We start from the raw sequence: 19,542 nt of genomic DNA, 5'->3' as shown, positions 1-19,542 counted from the left end.
CTGCATCACTGACAAATGATAGCCAAAGACAAGGAATGTCGCCCGTGAACAGAACGCACCTGCCTGAGCCGGAGCGGCAACAGTGAAAGTCCTTCGCCATATTACGCTGTTATGGCTGGGGTTTTTCGCGCTGCAATGCCATGCAGACACACTGTTGGTAGTCGTGCCCGCGCAGTCAGCTCTTACCGAGGAATTTGTCTTTGCGCTTGAGAGGGCGCGAACCGATGATGAAGTGGTAGTGCACAGCCTCGAAGATCCAGCGGCGCCTGAGGTTAAACCCCAGTTGATCATCACCATGGGGGTTGCCAGCCTGGAATGGCGGTTGCGAAGCACAGACAAGACCCCAACGCTGGCGACCTATGTGAGCCGCAGCGGCCTGGGAAGCGCAGAGCTGGATGCTGCTGCCATACCATCTCACATTCGCTTTCTTCTATCCGATCCCAAGCCGGTGCGCCAGTTGCGTCTGGCCAGGCTGCTCATGCCGCGCCTGCGCACAGCTAGCCTACTATACAGTCCTGCCCTATCCGACCAGTTGACCCATTGGCAGAGTGCGGCCGAAGCAGCTGAAATCAAGCTCAATACCGCCGAACTAGGCGACATTACCGATCTTGCCCGCACGCTGGTCAGCTTGCTTGATCGCAGCGATGTGCTTATCGGCACCGATGATCCACGCATCTACAACGCTGACAATCTGAAAACGATTCTACTCACCAGCTACACGCGCAACCGAGTATTGATAGGTCCCAGCGCGCCATTTATCGCTGCGGGAAGCCTGAGCACCACTTTCAGCTCGCCGGCAGAAATGGCACTCAGCGTGAATTATCTCCTAGATAGCCGGGGTATGACGTTGGTAACCAGCTATCCCCGATTCTTTTCCGTACTGAGCAACCAGCAGGTCGCACGCTCGATGGGCTTTGCCCCACCGGACGATGCCGAGCTGGCCGCCGAACTTGCCCGCATGGAGGGCATTGAATGAACCTCTGGCAGAGCGGCAGCATTCACAATCGTCTGATCGGCATTGCGCTTTTTCCCGCATTGCTGCTGGCGCTGGTGGTGTTTGCCTATTTTCTTGCAGAACGGCTGGACGACGTCGATCGGCAGTTGGTGGAAACCGGCGAACTGATCGCCGAGCAACTGGCCCCGACCGCCGAGTACGGGGTTATCAGCGGCAATGTAAGCACGCTGGAAAGTCTGATAAGCGGCGTGCTGGATACGCCCCATGTACTGAGCGTCGAAGTGTTCGACGACAACGGCAACAGACTCATCGCCCTGCCGGCCAACCTCGAGGGTCCCGAAGACCAGCCCGTACGCTATTTTTCTGCAGCTATCCGACGTCAACAGATACCTCTAGCGAACGATCTGTTTCTGATCGATAACACACCAAATGCCAGCGACAGCTTCCGCTATCTCGGCCAGGTCCGGGTCGGCTTGAGCGAAAGAGCCTTCAGCAGCAGGCAGCAGGAAATCCTCCTGCGCGCACTGATTCTGGCCGCACTGGTGATGGTCGGGGCGCTGATTCTTGCCCTGCGTCTGGCCAAGTCCCTGTCCGAGCCGCTCGCCCGCATGACCTCGACGGTACGGCGCCTGAAGGAAGGTAACCTCCAGGTTCGGCTTGAAGAGCAGGAGCGAAACGAGATCGGTCAGTTGATGCACAACATCAATTCTCTGGCCAGCACCCTGGAAAGTTCAGCCAACGAGCAACAGCAGACCATGGCCCAGATGGCTGCAGCACGCGAAGAAGCAGAAACTGCCAATAATGCGAAATCCGATTTCCTGGCGATGATGAGCCATGAGCTCCGCACTCCCATGAACGGCGTGCTGGGCATGCTCCAGTTGCTGGAAACAACCAGGCTCAGCGACGAACAAGCCGAATACGTGCAGATCGCTGGCGAGTCCACCGACCACTTGCTGCGTGTGATCAATGACATTCTCGACTTCTCGCGCATAGAGCATGACGCGCTGGAGCTGGAACAGATTCCCTTCGCCCTGGCGGATCTCATCGACCACTCGGCCGCCATTTTCGAACACACCGCCGCCCAGCAAGGGCTGCGTCTAACCGTGCATTGCAGTGGAGAGCCGGCGTATCCAAGGGTTATCGGTGATCCGACCCGCATCCGTCAGGTCCTGGTCAACCTGATCGGCAATGCGCTGAAATTTACCGAACAGGGCAGCATAGAAGTAAATAGTAGTTGGCATCGCGTCTCGCCGGAGAGCCTGCTGCTGAAGTGCGAAGTCCGTGATACCGGCATAGGTATCGCGCAAGATACGCTGGAAAGCATGTTCGACGCCTTTCGCCAGGCGGACAGCAGCACATCCCGACGTTTCGGTGGCACGGGGCTCGGACTGTCCATAGCGCGAACCTTTGCCGAAAAAATGGGCGGAGAGCTCCAGGCAACGAGTGTCGAGGGCGAAGGCTCGTGTTTCACCCTGGCCATTCCACTGACTCTTGCCGCGGAAAATGACGGCAATCAGCCGAGCGACCACCCATCACAGGAAATCATGCACAGCCCCCGGCCTGTGTTGCTGGTCGAGGATAACCCGGTGAACCAGATGGTTATCGAGGGAATGTTGCGTACGCTGGAGCACAGCGTAGTCACCGTGGACAATGGCCAGCAAGCGCTGGACATCCTGACCGACAGGGATCGTGAGTTTTCCGTCATCCTGATGGATCTCAATCTGCCGGATATCGACGGGCCGAGCGTTTTTCGCCGTTACCTGGCAGATTGTCAGTCCCGCGGAGTCAGCCCGGTGCCCTGCGTGGCACTTACCGCCAGTGCCTTCGAGAGGGACCGCCAGCTCTGTATCGACGCAGGCATGCAGGACTTTCTCAGCAAACCTGTATCTCGCCTGGCCCTGCAACGCAGCCTTGATACCTGGTTGAGCGTCGATCTGGAGAATCATTGATGTACCTGATTGCCTGACATTTCGTCCCTGTCAAAGTGTTTACGGAGAAGCGATACTAGGCGGCTAGAGCTATAACCAAACCTGCATACATCCATATCTGTCTCCGACACAGGGCCGACCGTCAATGAGCGCTAAAGCAATTACGCCTGTTACCCTTGAAACTCCCTTCTGCCTGCTGCCTGAACTCATCGCGCGCCATGCGCTGGAATGCGGTGACCATCCGGCCCTTGTCCAGGGTGAGCGGCAACTTAATTTCCACGAACTCGACCAGCAGGCAGATCGCGTGGCTGCGGCGCTGCAACGCGACGGCCTGGTTGCCGGCGACAGTATCGCCATCTGCGGCAGCAATTCCATCCCCTACGCCCTGCTGTATCTTGGGGCCCTGCGAGCCGGTGTCGTGGTCGCGCCGCTTGCCCCCTCCTCTACTGCCGAAAGCCTGATGACGATGATTCGCGACTCGGCAGCCAGACTGGTATTCGTTGATCAATCGGTTGATCAGGCACTGGCCACGATCAATGCCGCCGAACAGGTACGCCTGCTTAGCATGGACGACAGCCGCGTCGACCAGGGTTTCAGCGCCTGGCTGGATGACGGCACGCCGCAACCCGTGAATATCGCACCGGACATGCCGTTCAACATCATCTATTCATCGGGTACCACCGGCGATCCCAAGGGTATCGTGCAGTCCCACGGCATGCGCTGGTCGCACATCCAGCGCGGCCTGGTATTCGGTTACGGTCCCGATTGCGTCACTCTCATTTCCACCCCCCTGTACTCAAACACGACACTCGTCTCCTTCCTCCCCACACTGGGCCTGGGTGGCACCGTGGTGCTGATGGCCAAGTTCGATGGCGCGGCCTATCTGAAGCTTGCCGAGCAGCATCAGGTGACCCATACCATGCTGGTACCGGTGCAGTATCAGCGCCTGATGGCCAGGGACGACTTCGATAGCTACGACCTGTCGAGCTTCAAGATGAAGTTCAGCACCAGCGCCCCGTTTCATGCGGAACTCAAGGCCGACATCCTCGCCCGCTGGCCAGGCGGCCTGATCGAGTTCTATGGCATGACCGAAGGCGGCGGCTCCTGCATGCTCGCAGCGCACCAGTTTCCAGACAAGCTGCACACCGTCGGCAAGCCTCTGGAGAACCACGACATCCGGGTGATAGACGAGGAAGGCCGCGAATTGCCGCCCGGCTCGGTTGGCGAAGTAGTCGGGCATTCCCCGGCGATGATGACCGGTTATCTGAACAAGCCCGAGAAGACCGCCGAAGCCGAATGGTACGACGCCGAAGGCAAGCGCTTTATCCGCACCGGCGATGTCGGTCGCTTTGATGATGACGGTTTTCTCACCCTGATGGATCGCCGCAAGGACATGATCATCACCGGCGGGTTCAACATCTACCCCAGCGACCTGGAACTGGAATTGCGCAAGCATCCCGACCTGCAGGATGTCACCGTGATAGGCGTGCAGTCGCGCAGCTGGGGCGAGACGCCTGTAGGTTATGCCGTGCTCAAGCCCGGCGCATCGACCGATGCCGAGGCTATTCGCGACTGGTTCAACCAGCGCGTGGGCAAGACCCAGCGACTCAACCGCCTTATCCTGACCGACGACTTGCCACGCAGTGCCATCGGCAAAGTGCTCAAGCGCGAACTACGTGACCAGTTTCAGGCGCAGTTCGGCGAGCTGGAGTAAATAATTGCAACGATCGGACCCGACCTGGCACAGCTCCAGCGAGTTGATCCAGGTCAGTCACACTGGGACAGGCGAGACAGAAACTTTGTTCTCCGCGGTCATCGCAGGTATCCTCAACGGCTGAACTGCCGGCGTAGTGCCTTTTTGTGACTTTCCAGTCGGGCGGGCAGTCTAGCTTACGCTGACGAGGAACTACCGAGTTCGTCATGCAGAAACCATATCGCCCCGCCGAACGGGGATGAGCAGGAGCCAATATGTCAAAACAGAATGCGTATAACCGGGAAGAGTTGCTTCAATGCAGCCGTGGCGAACTGTTCGGGCCCGGAAACGCACAATTGCCCGCCCCCAACATGCTGATGATGGATCGCATCACGCATATCAGCGAAACCGGTGGTCGCTATGGCAAGGGCGAAATTGTCGCCGAGCTGGATATCCATCCTGATCTCTGGTTTTTCGCCTGCCACTTCGAGGGCGATCCGGTCATGCCGGGTTGTCTCGGGCTGGACGCAATGTGGCAGTTGGTGGGTTTTCACCTGGGCTGGCTGGGCTTTGCCGGCAAGGGTCGGGCGCTGGGCTCGGGGGAAGTCAAATTCTTCGGCCAGGTGCTGCCTACCGCCAAAAAGGTGACCTACACCATTCATATCAAGCGGACCATCAACCGCTCGCTGACGCTCGGCATAGCCGATGGCAGCATGGCCGTTGATGGTCGCGAGATCTATACCGCAGAAGGTCTGCGTGTGGGTCTGTTCACTTCTACCGATAGCTTCTGAGGAATCTCACCATGCGTCGCGTCGTTATTACTGGTATGGGCATCGTTTCATGCCTCGGCCAGGACCTGGAAAGCGTTGCCGAGAGCCTGAAGACAGGCAAATCCGGCATCCGCCATAATCCCTCCTATGCAGAAATGGGCCTGCGCAGTCATGTATCCGGCACCGTCGATATCGACCTGGACGCCGTGATCGACCGCAAGGTCAAGCGTTTCATGGGTGACGCCGCGGGCTTTGCCTACGTGTCCATGCAGCAGGCAATTGCCGATGCGGGCCTGACCGAAGAGCAGATCAGCGATCCGCGCACCGGCCTGATCGCTGGCAGCGGCGGCGCATCAACGCTGAACCAGATGGAAGCGATCGATATCATGCGCGAGAAAGGCGTGAAGAAGATCGGACCGTATCGCGTACCGCGCACTATGGGTAGCACCGTTTCGGCCTGTCTGGCAACGCCGTTCAAGATCAAGGGCATCAACTACTCGATCTCCTCGGCGTGCGCCACCAGCGCGCACTGCATCGGTAGTGCGATGGAACAGATACAACTGGGCAAGCAGGATGTCGTATTTGCTGGCGGCGGTGAAGAGGAACATTGGTCCCAGTCCATGTTGTTCGATGCCATGGGCGCCCTGTCTACCCAATACAACGACACCCCCGATAAAGCATCACGTGCTTATGACTCCAAGCGCGACGGCTTCGTTATTGCCGGTGGTGGTGGCATGGTCGTGGTCGAGGAGCTCGAGCACGCGCTGGCCCGCGGCGCGAAGATCTATGCCGAAATCGTCGGTTACGGTGCCACTTCCGACGGGTACGACATGGTTGCACCCAGCGGTGAAGGCGCGGTGCGCTGCATGCAGCAGGCCCTGGCGACCGTGGATGGCGAGATCGACTATCTGAACACTCACGGCACTTCCACTCCGGTGGGTGACGTCGCGGAACTGAAGGCGATCCGCGAAGTGTTCGGTGACAAGCCACCGAAAATCAGCTCCACCAAGAGCCTGACCGGCCACTCGCTCGGTGCCGCCGGCGTACAGGAAGCGATCTACTGCCTGTTGATGATGCGTGATAACTTCCTCACCGCTTCGGCCAACATCGAAGAACTGGATGAAAATGTCGGCAGCCTGCCCATTCTGCGGGAAAAAGCCGACCAGGCAGCCAACCTGATGATGTCCAACAGCTTCGGTTTCGGTGGCACCAACGCCACCCTGGTGCTCAAGCGCTGGACCGGCGCCTGATCAGTCACTGACTGTGTCCGGCAACAGACCTTCGGGCGGCTTCGGCCGCCCGAAGTCGTTCTGACTCCTCACCGCGCTTTCCCCGTCTCGCTCCGCGCCCTATTACAGCGCGACCCGCCCGAAGATGTAGCAGTGGTCGTCACTCTGGTCTGCAATATCCCATGCTACAGCGCCCATAATACGACTATGGCCAATTGGCATTTTACTTGCTAGCAACTGCCTGATAGCAATGTGATACCACATGCAAGGAGCAGCCATGAGCATTTTCAAACTGAATCGCACCGGCAAGGACGACGTCCGGCAGCTGGACCGCCTGTTTCAGAACCTCGACCTGAGCGTTGACATACCCAGCCAGCCAGGACTGATCGGAAAAATCGGCCAGTTAACCGTAAAGCTACAGCAACGTATCACCTTGAGCCTGCAGGCAGCCGTCGGAATCGCCGGCCATGCTCCGCAGTTGGCCAGCATCGCCCTAGAAACCGAGCGCCATGGTGAACAATTAGCGCAGTCGTCCGAACTGATCGCCAGCGCAGTCGAAGAGATAAGCGCCAGCCTGGAAGCGGAGCTTGTGCCGGGTGCCACCGCCGTGGCGGATCTGGCAAGGGATGTCACCAGCCAGCTCAAGGGCTGTGAAAGCGACAGCAGGCTGGTTCTCGACCAGGTAGATACTATCCAGAACACCGAGCAGCAGCTGGCAACGGAAATACAGAAGCTGGGCAAACAGATCGAAGAGGTCAACCAGGTCATTAGCATGATCGCCACCATCTCCCAGCAAACCAACCTCCTGGCACTCAATGCAGCAATTGAAGCAGCACGCGCGGGCGAGCTTGGCCGGGGATTTGCGGTGGTTGCCGACGAGGTCCGACGTTTGGCTGGCAATACGACCGAGGCCACTGATCAGGTCAGCCAGATCATCGACGGTTTCCGCTCCAGCATGCAGCGCCTCCATGATGCCGGCCACAGCATGCACCAGGCCATTGCCGACGGGCGCGACGGCATCCAGCGCGTGGACCGAGGCCTGGTAAAGGCGAGTACGGCTATGGAGTCCCTGGACCAGCGTGTGGCGGGCATGGCAAGCGGCACCGAGCAGATTGGCGCCGCGGTGCGCTCCGTCAGCCAGGATGTGCAGAACGTCGCCGATGTGGCAGCCGGACTCAAGGACGGAGCCACCACGGTGCGAGAACACAGCGACGCGGTGCGCAGCGAAAGTGACAGGCTGCTTGAGGGCCTTGGTGGGTTCCAACTGGACATACACCAGCAAATTCGGCAGCGGGTCATGACTCTGGCTGCCGAACCTGCCATGGGCGGCGGTATTCGCGAAGCGGAGCAGGCAATGCAACGCTGTATCGGCCAGGACCACCGCCTGGAGCTGCTCTACCTGGTAGGCGCGGACGGCGTTCAGGTCAGCGAAAATATTCTCGCTGCGGATCTGACGCCACCCAGGGAAACTGTACGGGGAAAAAACTGGTCAAGTCGACCATGGTTCAGAGCGGCCAAGGAAAAGCTGGAACCGCATATCAGCCCGGTATACAGGTCTGCGGCAACCGATGCTTTCTGCTTCACCCTGTCTGCTCCGGTCTTTGATCGTGATGGCAGGTTACGCTACGTACTGGGTGCAGACGTGCGCTTGTCTGCGCTACTGGCCAGCAAAACCGGCGCACATTCTTCGCGGCAAACAGATATCGCAGTTTAATAAACACGACTCAGCCCATGCGTCTCGATTTGCGACAGAGGACCTACACCATCAAACCCGATGATAGTGCTTGCCTGCCGGCCACAAGCTGCTAAAACTCATGTATGCAAATACTACCTGATGGACTCATTGTCATTCTCAAGCGCGCCTGCCCTACCTGCGCATTGATCGAGCCTGTGCTCGCCCAGTTGGCCAGCGGCTCGAAGCCCCTGACCGTCATCGTGCAGGACACTGCCGATTTCGAAGTGGGCAAGGGTCGGCAAATAGCCGATGACAGCCTGGAGCTTTCCTGGCAACTGGACTGCGAGATAGTCCCCACGCTGATTCACCGCGAAGACGGGGCCGAGGTCGACCGCACCTACGGCTGGTTCCGCGAGGACTGGGAAAAGCTCAGTGGGCTCTCGGGTCTCGGTGTCGAGTTGCCTGCTTCGCGCCCCGGTTGCGGCTCGAAAACCCAGGACCCGGGCGTCGCTGACCGCCTGGCAATCCGTTTTGGCACGGTAAAGTTTGAGTCGCGCGAGGTCGAGATCGGCGACAACGAAGACCCCATAGAAGCCTGTTACGAACGCGGTTGGAGCGACGGCCTACCGGTCGTGCCACCTACCCCGGAGCGGGTATACCGCATGCTCCAGGGCACCTCGCGCAAACCCGATGAAGTACTGGGTCTGATGCCGCCTGACCTGGTGCCCTGCACTGTGGAAAAGGTCGCGATCAACGCCGTTATGGCCGGCTGTAAACCCGAATACATGCCAGTAGTGCTGGCTGCCGTCGAGGCCGCACTGATCGACGAGTTCGGCATGCACGGTCTGCTCTGCACCACGATGTTTGCCGGCCCACTGGTGCTGGTAAACGGTCCGGCGGCCAAGCGTGTCGGGATGAATTCCGGCGTGAATTGCCTGGGCCAGGGCAACCGCGCCAACGCCAGCATCGGCCGAGCATTGCAGCTGGTGGTGCGCAACGTCGGTGGTGGACGGCCCGGGGAGATCGACAGGGCCACCATGGGCACCCCCGGCAAATACACCTTCTGCTTCGCCGAAGCCGAAGACAGCGAGTGGGACTCCCTCGCGGTCGAGCGTGGCTTCAAAGCAGATCAGTCAGTGGTGACGCTGTTCGCCGCAGAAGGCGTACAGGCGATCGTCGACCAGAAATCTCGCACACCCGAATCGCTGGCCCGCAGCTTTGCGCTGTCACTGCGTTCAGTCGATCACCACAAACTGGTAATGCACGGCGATGCGATGCTAGTCGTCTCACCAGAGCACTGCCGCGTCTTTACCGATGCAGGCTGGACCAAGGCCCGCCTGCATGAGGAACTGGGCAAGTTGTTGACCCTGCCAGGCAAGGACCTGGTAATGGGCGCCCAGGACATAACCGAAGGCATGCCGGTAAACTTTGCCGGTGCCGATCTACCCAAGTTTCGCCCCGGTGGATTGCTGATTGTTCGGGCCGGTGGCCCGGCCGGTCTGTTTTCCGCCGTCATCGCTGGCTGGGCCGCCTCTGGCCCCACTGGCTCCATCCCGGTTAGCAAGGAGGTATTGGCATGACATCGCCAACCGTACTGCTCGACCCGACCGCCGAGCGTTCCGCGGCCAGCCGAAGTCTCACGACCCGGCCTGCCAGTCTCGACGGGCTGACTGTCGGCTTGCTGGACATATCCAAAGCACGCGGCAACGTATTGCTGGATCGTCTGGACGAGCTGCTCAGTGAGCGCGGCATCGAAGTAAAACGCTATCGCAAGCCCACCTTTGCCCGCATCGCACCCACGGATCTGAAACAGCAGATCGCCAGTGAATGTGATCTGGTCGTTGAAGGGCTGGCCGACTGAGGCTCCTGTACCTCGTGCTGTATGCATGATATAGGCGACCTTGAAGGCAGACAGATCCCCGGTGTGGGCATCGCCTCGACCGAGTTCATCGACGCTGCAAAAATGCAGTCCCGAGCTTTGGGTATGGAACCGAAGATGGTTTTCGTCCAGCACCCGATTCAGGACCGGACCGATGATGAGCTCAGAGCGCTGGCGGACGACGCATTAGACGACATTCTGCAAGCACTGACTTTGCAAGGCGCGTGATCGAGACGGGCCCTGCCCGTCCGGAGACTCAGCTGGCTGGCACCCCTAGGGGTGCGGCCAGTCGAATTTCCCGCTTTTGATCACGAGGCCCACCCTACCGTGCCAGACACTCCGATTGACCCCCGACGCACCCTCCCCTCCATGGATCAGATCCTGGGCTGGCCTGCCATCAGCAGCCTCGTGGAGCAATTTGGTCTTACCCTGGTCAAGAGTCGAGCCAACCAGCAGCTGGATGCGCTCCGCCATGCACAACAGGCGTGCGAGCCCGACCTGTTCGTAGTCAGCGTCGAACAACAGCTACACGCACTTCTGGCTCCGTCCCTGCGCAAGGTCTTCAACCTCACCGGCACGGTACTGCATACCAATCTCGGCCGCGCTCCGCTGCCCGAGGAGGCGATACGGGCGATGTGTGACGTGGCGCGCGGGGCCAGCAACCTGGAGTTTGACCTGGCCATCGGCAAGCGTGGTGACCGCGACAGCCATGTCGAAACCTGGCTATGTCGCCTGACCGGCGCCGAAGCGGCAACAGTGGTCAACAACAATGCCGCCGCGGTATTGCTGACCCTGAATACCCTGGCCAAAGGCAAGGAAGTGCTGGTCTCGCGCGGCGAGCTGGTGGAAATTGGCGGCGCCTTTCGCGTGCCCGACATCATGCGTCGCGCCCAGGCAAAACTGCACGAGGTCGGCACCACCAACCGCACGCACCGGCGCGACTACGATGAAGCCATCAGCAAGCGCACCGGCATGCTGATGACCATCCATACCAGCAATTACGTGATACAGGGCTTCACTGCGAGCGTCGCGGAGTCGGAGCTCGCCGCCAGCGCCCATGCCCACGGCCTGCCCTACGCAGTGGACCTGGGCAGCGGTAGCCTGATCGACATGCGCCAGTGGGGCCTGCCCTATGAGCCGACACCGATGGACAGCCTGCGAAACGGTGCAGACCTGGTGACCTTCAGCGGGGACAAGTTGCTCGGCGGACCCCAGGCCGGCATTATCGTCGGCAAGCGTGAGCTAATCGAGAAGGTGAAAAAAAATCCGCTGAAGCGGGCGCTACGCTGCGACAAGCTCACCCTGGCGGCGCTGGAAGCGGTACTGGGTCTTTACGCCAGTCCGGAAACCCTGAGCCAGCGCCTGCCGGCGCTGCGCTGGCTGAGTCGCCCGCAGGCGAACATCGCCGCCCAGGCACAGCGCCTGTCGCCGGCGTTACAGCGCTGGGTCGGGGATGCAGCTCAGGTTCAGAGCGTCGAAGTGATGGGCCAGATCGGCAGTGGTTCCCTGCCCATCGAAAGACTCCCCAGCCAGGCCATCGCGCTCTCACCGACAGGGCCGGCACGCTCTGCCAATCGCCGTTTGCTGGCGATACAGCGCGCCTTGCTGGATATGCCGGTGCCGGTAATCGGGCGCATCCATGATGGGCGATTGCTGCTCGACCTGCGTTGTCTGGACGAGGAACAGAACTTTGCCGATCAACTGAAAGGCTGCTTTGCGGCATGATTATCGCCACTGCCGGCCATGTCGATCATGGCAAGACTGCGCTGATAAAAGCCCTGACCGGCCAGCACACCGACCGCACCGCAGAAGAGCGGCGCCGGGGTATGAGCATTGAGCTGGGCTACGCGTTCCTGGCCGGCGAAAGCGGCCACAACATCGACTTTGTCGACGTGCCCGGCCATGAAAAATTCATGCGCACCCTGCTTGCCGGTGTTGCCTGCGTCGATGCGCTGATGCTGGTGGTCGCCGCCGACGACGGCGTGATGCCGCAAACCCTGGAACATCTGGCACTGGCCGGTCTGCTAGGCGTTCAGCAGATGGTGGTAGTGATCAGCAAAAGTTCGCTGGCATCGATCGAACAGCTGCAGGCGCTGGAGCTGGATCTCATCGCCCGGGTGCAGCAGGCGGGCTGCCCGCCGCCGAAGTGCTTCGCGGTCGATAGCCTTGCCGGTACCGGCATCGATGTCTTGCGTGCCCAACTGCAGCAATGGGCTTGCCAGGCCGAACAGCCGGATGCCAGCGGACCTGCGCGCATGACCATCGATCGACACTTCAGTCAGCCGGGGCTTGGCTCGATTGTGACCGGCACGTTGCTATCCGGCCGGATCACCACCGGCGACTCGCTCCAGCTCTCGGATACCGGTACCAGCCTGCGCATCCGCGGCATCCAGATTCACCGACAGGCAGCCCAGCAAGCCCTGGCCGGTCAGCGCTGTGCGATCAACCTCAGCGGTGACCTGGCCGGAGCCTCCATCGGGCGCGGCAGCCAGCTACTTGCCAGCGACACCCGGTCCCTCACCAACCGCTTCGATGCAAGTCTGCAACTGACCGGTGACAATCCACGTGGCCCGGTACAGCTGCACATCGGCGGCGCCGTGGTGAATGCCCGGCTGGTGCCGCTTAAGGGGTTGATGGCGGCGGCGGGTGAAAGCTATGGGCAATGGATTCTGGAACAGCCGCTGTGCTGCTTCCAGAGCGACCGCTTCATTATTCGCGATCCTGCAGCGCGGCGCCTGCTGGGCAGTGGACGGGTGGTGGACCCCTTCGCACCCAGCCGCGGTCGACAGAAACCCGAACGCCTGGCGGTGCTCCGTGCAATGGATCACGGCGAACCCGTTCGAGCCCTGGATCAGTTGCTCGATGCACTGCCCGACGGCGTCGACCTGCAACGTTTCATGCTTGCCCGGCGCATGGATAGGCTTCCACAGCTCCCGGAGGACACATGCCAGGTCGGACATTGGCTCTGTCGCCGCTCAAGTCTGGAGCTCCTGAGCCAGAGCGCTGTCGCCGCGGTTGGACAGCACCACCAGTCGCACCCTGACAGGAGGGGCCCGAGCCGACCACAACTGACCCGCCAGCTGGGCCTGACGCCTGACAGCCGGATGCTCGCAGTAGCGGTGCGCGGCTGTCTGGATGCGGGCTTGTTGCAACAGACCGGCGCATGCCTGCACCTGCCAGCCCACGAAGCGAAACCCGACGCGCAAACAGTGGCCTTTCTGGATCGGGTAAAAGCGCATTTCGCCGCCTGTAGCCCGCGCCCCCCAGTGATCGGCGAACTGACCGCCCAGCTGCAGATAGACAAGCAGGAGCTGCTGAAATGGCTGGATCGGCTCTGCAGCGCGGGGCTGCTGGTATTCGTCGCGCGCAACCGCTACCTGTTGCCGGAGGCTGCAGATCAGTTGCTGGAATACGCCCGATCTCTGGCCGCCACTAAACCGGACGGGCAGTTCAGTACCGCAGATTTTCGTGACTGTAGCGGCATCGGCCGCAACCACAGTGTCGCGGTACTGGAATATTTCGATCGCGCCGGCCTGACCCGCGAGGTGGGCGCATTGCGCATGTTGCGCTAGAACTCCAGCCCGCCGGCACGGCGCGCCTGGCGTGCCATCAGCACCACGAGGAAGCCACAACCGGCCATGATGCCTGCCATTGGCACCGCCGTACCGTCATGCAGCAGACCCACCAGCGCCGAGGTTATCCCGGCAATGACGAACTGCATTGTGCCCATCAGCGCCGAGGCCACGCCGGCCTGGTGCCCGTGGCCGGCCATCGCGCAGGCAGACGAGTTGGGCAACACCAGCGCAACCACCGCCACGCTGCCAAACAACGGCAGCAGCAGCGGCCACAGGGACTCGGGCTGCCACAGCGCGGTGCCCAGCAACCACAGGGTGCAAATCAGATAGATCAGCGTCGTACGCTGCAGCAACTTCACCGGCGGACGCCTGCGCAGCATGCGGCTGTTGAACTGGGCGAAGAGAATGAAACCTGCAGCAATCGCACCAAAGAACCAGCCAAAATGCTCGGCCGGCACGCCATACAATTCAATGATAACGAAGGGTGAACCGGCGATGTAGGCAAACATGCCGGATATCGCAATACCGCCGGTCAGCGCGTGGAACATGAACACAGGCTCACGCAACAACCGCAGGTAACGACCGAAAGCGCTGGATAAGGGTGCTGGCGGCTGAAGGTTGGACAGCGTCTCACGCAGCCCAAAGAACACCGCGAATGCGAACAGCGACGAAAAAACCGTGAGAAACAGGAAGATCAGCGGCCATCCGCCCAGTTTGAGCAGTAAGCCACCCCCTAGCGGCGCGAGTATGGGTGCCACACCCATCACCAGCATCAACTGCGAAAACGCCTTGGCGGCGTCGATCGGCTTGCACAGGTCACGCACTACCGCACGCGTCACCACCATACCGGCACAGCCTCCCAGCGCCTGGGCAAAACGTGCCGCCAGCAGCCATTCCAATGTGGGCGCCAGCGCGCAAGCCAGCGAAGCCAGGGCAAACAGTCCGATCCCGAACAGCAGCGGTTTGCGGCGACCGAAGCGGTCCGCCAACGGCCCATAAAAGATCTGGCCCGAAGCCAGCCCGAGAAAGTACACCGACATACTCAGCTGGATATGTTCGATATCTGTACCGAATGAGTCGGCCATTGCCGGAAACGCTGGCAGGTAAAGGTCAATCGCCAGGGGACCGAAGGCGCTGAGCCCGCCGAGGATCAGCAGTATATTGAAAGGCATGACATGTTCCGATTAGCGACATACGGAGTAGATCCGTCTGGCCCATCATGATGACAGAAATCGGCTGGAACTGCCGGCAACAGAGTGTTGCAGCAAAGGTCTTAGAGACCGCGGACTGATGAATCCGGACAGGCATTGCGCCTGCCCGGAACCTGGCTTAGCGCTTGACCAAGAAGGTCCGACCGGCAGTAAAGGTGCCAATCATCAGTAACGCGATCACCGCCGGTACCACATTGCCTTCGATCTGCGGAATGGTACGCAGGAATACGAATGCCACCGCAGTAGGTGCCACGAAGCGGACCAGAAACTGCCATACGGCGAACCAGGTGGCATTAGTCGCCATCTGCTCCATCACCTGCTCGCGGGTCAGCGCCCAGCCGGCAAACAACGCAATCAACAGGCCGCCCAACGGCATCAGAATGTTAGTAATGAATTCCAGCACATCGAAGGGCGAGCGACCGAACAGATCGTGGGAAAGCGTACCCTCGGACCAGATGTTGAAGCTGAATACCGTGATCAGGCCCAGCAGCCAGCAGCTGCCTACCATCAGCAACACGGCCAGCGGGCGGCTGAAGCCAAAGCGCTCAACCAGCCAGGCGGCAACCGGCTCGACCAGCGATATTGCCGAGGTCAACGCAGCACCTATCACCAGTACGAAGAACACGCCACCCAGGAGCGAGCCACCGGGCAGTTCCGCGAAAGCGATCGGCAGGGTGACGAACATAAGCCCCGGACCCTGCCCTGCTTCCAGCCCGCTGCCGAACACCAGCGCGAAGATCGCAACACCGGCCATCAACGCAATCAACGTATCAACCAGCGCAATGAAGATAGCTGTGCGAGTCAGCGAGGCCTCGCCGGACATGTAGGCGCCATAAGCCATGATCGCGCCCATCCCCAGACTCAGGGTAAAGAACGATTGCCCCATCGCTTGCAGCCAGCCTTCCAGACTCAGATCAGCCAGGTTGAAGGTAAACAGAAAGCTCATGGCCGCACCGGCGTCGCCAACCATCACTGCATAGCCCAACACCACCAAAAGGATCAGGAATAGTGCCGGCATCATGAAGCGCAAGCTTCCCTCTATACCCTTGTGAACCCCCATACCGACAATCAGACCCGACGCAGCAATGAAGATCGTGTGGTAGATGATCAACAGATTGGGCGAGGCCAGCAGCGTATCGAATGAAGCACCGATTTCAGCCGCATCAGCCCCCGCCAGTGACCCCGAGAACATCTGCAGAGTGTAGTGAATCGCCCAGCCAGCGATAACCGAATAGAAACTCAGGATGATAAATGCCGCCGCCGCACCCATCCAGCCAATTGCCCGCCAACCGTTGCTGGTGCCATGGGTTTCGGTCAGATGCTTTATGCCCAAGATCGGGCTCATGCGGCTGGAACGGCCGAGCAGCGTTTCGGCGATCAGAATCGGGATACCGACCATCGCAATGGTGACCGCATAGACCAGAATGAAGGCACCGCCGCCGTTCTCGCCGGCCAGATACGGAAAGCGCCAGAGGTTGCCCAGGCCGACGGCAGAGCCGACCGCTGCCAGCAGAAAGGTGCCTTTGTGGGTCCAGATATTGCTTGAGCTCATCAGAAAGGTTTCCAGAGGCTGATTATTCAGGAAAAAAACGCCGGCAAGGGTACCATAGCCAATTCACCAGCTCGACTGGACATATCATGAAAACGACCAATGCCCCAACCCGCAAGGCCCTCTCGCTGGCGAGATGGTTTATCGCGCCCTATCGCTGGCAAGTCGCAGGAGCAATGGTCGCGTTGACCTTTACCGCGGCGATCACCCTGTCGCTGGGTCAGGGCCTGCGTATGCTGGTTGATCAGGGCTTCGCCACCGGCTCGCCGGAATTGCTCAACCAGTCCGTGGCGCTATTCGCAGTAATGATCCTGGCGCTGGCCATAGGCACCTTCGCGCGCTTCTACCTGGTCTCATGGATTGGCGAGCGCGTCGTCGCAGACATCCGCAGCCAGGTGTTCGATCATCTGATCGATCTGCACCCCGGCTTCTATGAAAGCAACCGTGGCCTGGAAATCCAGTCACGCCTGACCGCTGATACCACGGTGCTGCAGTCGGTCATCGGTTCCACGGTTTCCATCGCGCTGCGTAACGCGCTGATGCTGCTGGGCGGTGTGATTCTGCTGTTCATAACCAACCCCAAGCTCACCAGTATCGTCATGCTGGCGATTCCGCTGGTCATTGCTCCGATCCTGTTTTTTGGCCGCCGCGTGCGCAAGCTGTCGCGGCTCAGCCAGGACCGGGTAGCCGATGTCGGCACCTACGTCGGCGAAATACTCGGCCAGATCAAGACAGTCCAGGCCTACAACCATCAGCCGCAGGACAAGGCACGCTTCTCGGGCATTGTCGAAGACGCCTTCCAGGTCGCCCGCCACCGCATTCGGCAGCGCGCCTGGCTGACCTTTGTCGTCATCCTGCTGGTGCTCGGCGCCATCGGCGTGATGCTGTGGGTCGGCGGCATGGACGTGATTGCCGGGCGCATCTCCGGTGGCGAGCTGGCCGCATTCGTTTTCTACAGCCTGATCGTAGGGGTCTCGGCGGGTGCGCTCAGCGAAGTGATTGGCGAGCTCCAGCGCGCTGCAGGCGCGGGCGCACGGATTGCCGAGCTGCTGCGCACCGAGCAGGAGATCACCGCACCGCCGCCCAGCGAACGGTGCCAGTTACCGACCAGCATCGCGGGTAACCTGGCCTTCGAGAATCTGAGTTTCGCCTATCCGGGTCGACCGGAGGTGAATGCAGTCGAGGGATTCAGTCTGCAGGTCAATCCGGGGGAAACACTGGCACTGGTAGGGCCATCCGGTGCCGGCAAGTCCACCCTGCTGGATCTTTTGCTGCGTTTTTTCGATCCTTCCAGCGGGCGCATCATCCTCGAGGGCTGCGATATTAGGCAGCTTGACCCGTTCGACTTGCGGAGCTGTTTCGCACTGGTGTCGCAGAATCCGGCGTTGTTCCACGGTAGCGTTGCCGACAACATCCGTTATGGCCGGCCGCAAGCGGACATGGGCGAAGTAATCGCCGCCTCCCAGGCGGCCTACGCCGACGAGTTCATTCAGCAGATGCCGCAGGGCTACGAAACCTTGCTGGGCGACGCCGGGCTGGGCTTGTCCGGCGGACAGAAACAGCGCCTGGCGATTGCCCGCGCCCTGCTCACCGACGCGCCGATATTACTGCTCGACGAGGCCACGAGCGCGCTGGATGCCCAGAGCGAGCACCTCATTCAACAGGCCCTGCCAAAGCTGATGCAAGGACGCACCACCCTGGTGATAGCCCATCGACTGGCCACGGTTCAGCACGCCGATCGCATTGCAGTGATCGACGGCGGCAAACTCGCCGCATTGGGCACACATACCGAACTGGTCCGCAGCAACCCATTGTATGCGCGGCTGGCGCAACTGCAGTTCGCCGGAGCGGATTCCTAACAGGACTGAAAACGTCTAACGGGCGCTTTTCAGTCGCTTTACCGCCCGCGCAATCCGCTCCAGTGCCTCCTGCACCACCGCTCGCCGGGTGCCTATATTCAGCCGCATATAGCCATTGCCCTGCTCGCCGAAGCTCGCGCCCGGGTTCATGCCGACGCGGGCTTCACGAATAAAGAATGCCTTCAGCTCCGCATCACTCATGCCCAGGCGAGTGCAATCGAGCCACAGCAGATAGGTACCCTCGGGACGATCCATCCGTATTTGCGGTATATGCTCGCGGAGATAACGGTCGACCAGCTGGACGTTACCCCACAGATAGATGAGTAATTCATCCAGCCATTGCTCACCCTGGCGATAGGCTGCCTCGAAGGCAGTAATACTGAACGGATTGGTTGGCTCCATATGCACAGCGTCGAATACCTGTTTCAGCGCTCGACGATGAACCGGATTCGGCACGACCAGCGCAGAAAGTCCCATGCCGGCAATATTGAACGTCTTGCTGGGTGCCACCGCAGTGATGATCTGATCTTCCTCGCTGGCCAGATTGGCCAGCATGGTATGGGGGTGACCGGCAAAGGTCAGGTCACAATGGATGTCGTCAGACAGGATCACCAGGCTGTGACGCCGGGCAATGGCCAGCACCGCTTCAAGTTCCTCGGCGCGCCATACCCGTCCTACCGGATTATGCGGCGAACACAGGGCTAGAATGCGGGCATCAGAGGCGCAGCGATCCAGATGCTCCAGGTCCATTTGGTATTCGCCATCGCGGCGCACAAGCGGATTGGCGACCAGCCGGCGGCCGGTCTTGGAGGCGGCGGAAAAGAATGGCGGGTAAACCGGCGGCTGCACAATTATGCCCTCGCCTTCTTCGGCGAAAGCCATGGCGACCGCATGCAAAGAGGGCACGACTCCCGGGGCGAGTACAATCCATTCGCGCTCGATCTGCCAGCTATGCCTTTGGGCAAACCAATCGATCACCGCCTGAAAGAGACTCTCAGGGAACAGCGAATAACCGTAAAGCGGATGCCGAGCCCGGTCTATCAGCGCCTCGGTCACCGCCTGCGGCGCAGCGAAATCGGTATCGGCCACCCACATCGGCAGCACGTCTTCGCTGCCGAAGACGGCCTGCAAAGCATCGAATTTCACCGACTGAGTATTGCGCCTTTCGATCTCCTGATCAAAATCGGTTGTCACCTTCATTCTCCCCCGCGTTGCCTTT

At 60.3% G+C, this 19,542-nt stretch carries 14 protein-coding genes; 11 read left to right on the top strand and 3 right to left on the bottom strand.

Features of this window, described 5'->3' with window-relative positions; translation table 11 throughout:
• Positions 1 to 82: 82 nt before the first annotated feature.
• From ABYA88_RS03890 to selB, 10 genes are all read left to right on the top strand, one after another.
• Positions 83 to 976, top strand: a complete 894-nt coding sequence (locus tag ABYA88_RS03890; RefSeq protein ID WP_373185570.1) for an ABC transporter substrate-binding protein — start codon at positions 83 to 85, stop codon at positions 974 to 976.
• Positions 973 to 2,904, top strand: a complete 1,932-nt coding sequence (locus ABYA88_RS03885; RefSeq protein WP_373185569.1) for an ATP-binding protein — start codon at positions 973 to 975, stop codon at positions 2,902 to 2,904. Before ABYA88_RS03890 ends, ABYA88_RS03885 begins: the two co-directional genes overlap by 4 nt.
• A 124-nt stretch (positions 2,905 to 3,028) precedes the next feature.
• Positions 3,029 to 4,597: a class I adenylate-forming enzyme family protein gene (locus ABYA88_RS03880; RefSeq protein ID WP_373185568.1), complete on the top strand. Its 1,569-nt coding sequence runs from the start codon at positions 3,029 to 3,031 to the stop codon at positions 4,595 to 4,597.
• A 254-nt stretch (positions 4,598 to 4,851) separates the two neighbouring features.
• Entirely contained in the window at positions 4,852 to 5,367 is a 516-nt protein-coding gene (fabA, locus tag ABYA88_RS03875; RefSeq protein ID WP_373185567.1) for a 3-hydroxyacyl-[acyl-carrier-protein] dehydratase FabA, read from the top strand.
• Positions 5,368 to 5,378: 11 nt separating this feature from the next.
• Positions 5,379 to 6,596: a beta-ketoacyl-ACP synthase I gene (fabB, locus tag ABYA88_RS03870; RefSeq protein ID WP_373185566.1), complete on the top strand. Its 1,218-nt coding sequence runs from the start codon at positions 5,379 to 5,381 to the stop codon at positions 6,594 to 6,596.
• A gap of 256 nt (positions 6,597 to 6,852) precedes the next feature.
• Positions 6,853 to 8,289 (top strand): methyl-accepting chemotaxis protein, encoded by a 1,437-nt coding sequence (locus ABYA88_RS03865; RefSeq protein ID WP_373185565.1) that lies wholly within the window; start codon positions 6,853 to 6,855, stop codon positions 8,287 to 8,289.
• A 104-nt stretch (positions 8,290 to 8,393) separates the two neighbouring features.
• A complete protein-coding gene (locus ABYA88_RS03860; protein ID WP_373185564.1) occupies positions 8,394 to 9,830 on the top strand; it encodes a hypothetical protein in 1,437 nt (478 codons plus the stop codon).
• Positions 9,827 to 10,357 (top strand): UGSC family (seleno)protein, encoded by a 531-nt coding sequence (locus tag ABYA88_RS03855; protein ID WP_373185563.1) that lies wholly within the window; start codon positions 9,827 to 9,829, stop codon positions 10,355 to 10,357. Before ABYA88_RS03860 ends, ABYA88_RS03855 begins: the two co-directional genes overlap by 4 nt.
• Positions 10,358 to 10,456: 99 nt before the next feature.
• Positions 10,457 to 11,854, top strand: a complete 1,398-nt coding sequence (gene selA, locus ABYA88_RS03850; protein WP_373185562.1) for an L-seryl-tRNA(Sec) selenium transferase — start codon at positions 10,457 to 10,459, stop codon at positions 11,852 to 11,854.
• Positions 11,851 to 13,701, top strand: coding sequence for a selenocysteine-specific translation elongation factor (gene selB, locus ABYA88_RS03845; RefSeq protein WP_373185561.1), 1,851 nt, complete (start codon positions 11,851 to 11,853; stop codon positions 13,699 to 13,701). Before selA ends, selB begins: the two co-directional genes overlap by 4 nt.
• Here selB and ABYA88_RS03840 read toward each other — a convergent pair.
• Positions 13,698 to 14,876: a multidrug effflux MFS transporter gene (locus tag ABYA88_RS03840; RefSeq protein WP_373185560.1), complete on the bottom strand. Its 1,179-nt coding sequence runs from the start codon at positions 14,874 to 14,876 to the stop codon at positions 13,698 to 13,700. The two genes, selB and ABYA88_RS03840, sit on opposite strands and share 4 nt — an antisense overlap.
• Positions 14,877 to 15,033: 157 nt before the next feature.
• On the bottom strand, positions 15,034 to 16,467 hold the full coding sequence (locus ABYA88_RS03835; protein ID WP_373185559.1) for a sodium-dependent transporter: 1,434 nt from the start codon (positions 16,465 to 16,467) through the stop codon (positions 15,034 to 15,036).
• Between the two features lie 86 nt (positions 16,468 to 16,553).
• Between ABYA88_RS03835 and ABYA88_RS03830 the strand changes: the two genes are divergently transcribed.
• Positions 16,554 to 18,323: an ABC transporter transmembrane domain-containing protein gene (locus ABYA88_RS03830; protein WP_373185558.1), complete on the top strand. Its 1,770-nt coding sequence runs from the start codon at positions 16,554 to 16,556 to the stop codon at positions 18,321 to 18,323.
• A gap of 15 nt (positions 18,324 to 18,338) precedes the next feature.
• Here ABYA88_RS03830 and ABYA88_RS03825 read toward each other — a convergent pair whose 3' ends face one another.
• Positions 18,339 to 19,517, bottom strand: coding sequence for a MalY/PatB family protein (locus ABYA88_RS03825; RefSeq protein WP_373185557.1), 1,179 nt, complete (start codon positions 19,515 to 19,517; stop codon positions 18,339 to 18,341).
• Between the last annotated feature and the right edge of the window lie 25 nt (positions 19,518 to 19,542).

Origin of the sequence: Halopseudomonas sp., from assembly GCF_041579695.1 — a bacterium.
GTDB lineage: Bacteria > Pseudomonadota > Gammaproteobacteria > Pseudomonadales > Pseudomonadaceae > Halopseudomonas.
Note: the sequence above shows the minus strand (reverse complement) of the source record. Positions and strands in the feature narration are given on the sequence as shown.

Coding starts and splice junctions, on each gene's coding strand:
- ABYA88_RS03885 (WP_373185569.1), top strand. CDS start 973: ATGAACCTCTGGCAGAGCGGCAGCATTCACAATCGTCTGATCGGCATT.
- ABYA88_RS03880 (WP_373185568.1), top strand. CDS start 3,029: ATGAGCGCTAAAGCAATTACGCCTGTTACCCTTGAAACTCCCTTCTGC.
- fabA (WP_373185567.1), top strand. CDS start 4,852: ATGTCAAAACAGAATGCGTATAACCGGGAAGAGTTGCTTCAATGCAGC.
- fabB (WP_373185566.1), top strand. CDS start 5,379: ATGCGTCGCGTCGTTATTACTGGTATGGGCATCGTTTCATGCCTCGGC.
- ABYA88_RS03865 (WP_373185565.1), top strand. CDS start 6,853: ATGAGCATTTTCAAACTGAATCGCACCGGCAAGGACGACGTCCGGCAG.
- ABYA88_RS03860 (WP_373185564.1), top strand. CDS start 8,394: ATGCAAATACTACCTGATGGACTCATTGTCATTCTCAAGCGCGCCTGC.
- selB (WP_373185561.1), top strand. CDS start 11,851: ATGATTATCGCCACTGCCGGCCATGTCGATCATGGCAAGACTGCGCTG.
- ABYA88_RS03840 (WP_373185560.1), bottom strand. CDS start 14,876: ATGCCTTTCAATATACTGCTGATCCTCGGCGGGCTCAGCGCCTTCGGT.
- ABYA88_RS03835 (WP_373185559.1), bottom strand. CDS start 16,467: ATGAGCTCAAGCAATATCTGGACCCACAAAGGCACCTTTCTGCTGGCA.
- ABYA88_RS03830 (WP_373185558.1), top strand. CDS start 16,554: ATGAAAACGACCAATGCCCCAACCCGCAAGGCCCTCTCGCTGGCGAGA.